This is a genomic window from Facivitalis istanbulensis, from assembly GCF_040560405.1.
GTDB lineage: Bacteria > Pseudomonadota > Alphaproteobacteria > Sphingomonadales > Sphingomonadaceae > Sphingomonas > Sphingomonas istanbulensis.
Genome location: NZ_JAVSCQ010000074.1, coordinates 1 through 978 on the forward strand (window position 1 = coordinate 1; position 978 = coordinate 978).

The following is a 978-nucleotide window of genomic DNA, read 5'->3' on the forward strand; positions in this document are numbered from 1 at the left end:
CGGACGCCTGAAGGACTGGCGCCGCGTCGCCACCCGCTACGATCGGTGCCCGACCGTCTTCCTCTCCGCCATCGCGCTCGCTGCAACCGTCATCTTCTGGCTGTGATCAACGAGTCCTGACCCTAGAGGGATGGCTCTTGGGCTATCAAGCCAAATTCCAATGCCCCGACCTGCGCCCCGTCACGTAAGCGGAGGGTATTAGTGAGGTTGGCACGGTTGTCGGTATAGATGGCCGCGTTCTTTCGCGCCCTGCTGATCGCGACATAGACGGATGCGGCATCGACGGTGTTCGCCCTGAACGATTCGAGGTGTGCTATGGACTTGCCCCGGAAAAGTGGAGAGTTCCCTTAAGGTGAAAGGCGAACTCGATGACGAAGCCACGACGGTTCACGAAGGAGTTTGAGGACGCAGCGGTCCGGCTGGTGGCGACCAGCGGACGCACACAGCGCGAGATAGCGGAGGATTTGGGCGTCGGGTTGTCGACGCTGGTGCGCTGGATCAGCCGCAGCCGGGATCGCCTGGCAGAGATGCCCGGCACAGCGCCACAGGCGGATATGGCGGCCGAGCAGAAGCGCCTTCGGCGGGAGAACGAAGTCCTTCGGCAGGAGCGCGACATACTGAAGCGGGCGACCGCTTTTTTCGCCCGGGAGGGAAGTCGATGAGGTTCGCGCTCATCGATCAGGCGAAGAAGGATTTCCCCGTACACCGCCTCTGCCAGGTGCCTGGCGTCAGCCAGAGCGGCTATTTCGCCTGGAAGGATCGTCCGGCCAGCCGGCGGCAACGCGATGACATGGTGATGCTGGCGCACGTCCGTTCGGCGTTCGCGCTGTCGAACGGCACCTATGGCAGCCTGCGTATTCCGATGAAGTGGGCCGGGCGTACCGCTCTGAAGCGGGCCACCGTTCCAACGTGAAACGGGCCACCTGTACCGATCCGAAGCGGGCCACTTAGGGGATGCCTGCCTGGGTCGTACGGGAC

Annotated in this window: 2 pseudogenes; both read left to right on the top strand. The window is 63.4% G+C overall.

The annotated features are described in order from the left end of the window. Positions 1–106 (top strand): annotated as a pseudogene (locus tag RN629_RS18195) (IS5/IS1182 family transposase); the annotation flags it as partial. Between the two features lie 262 nt (positions 107–368). After that, a pseudogene (locus RN629_RS18200) lies at positions 369–859 on the top strand (transposase); the annotation flags it as partial. Positions 860–978 lie beyond the last annotated feature (119 nt).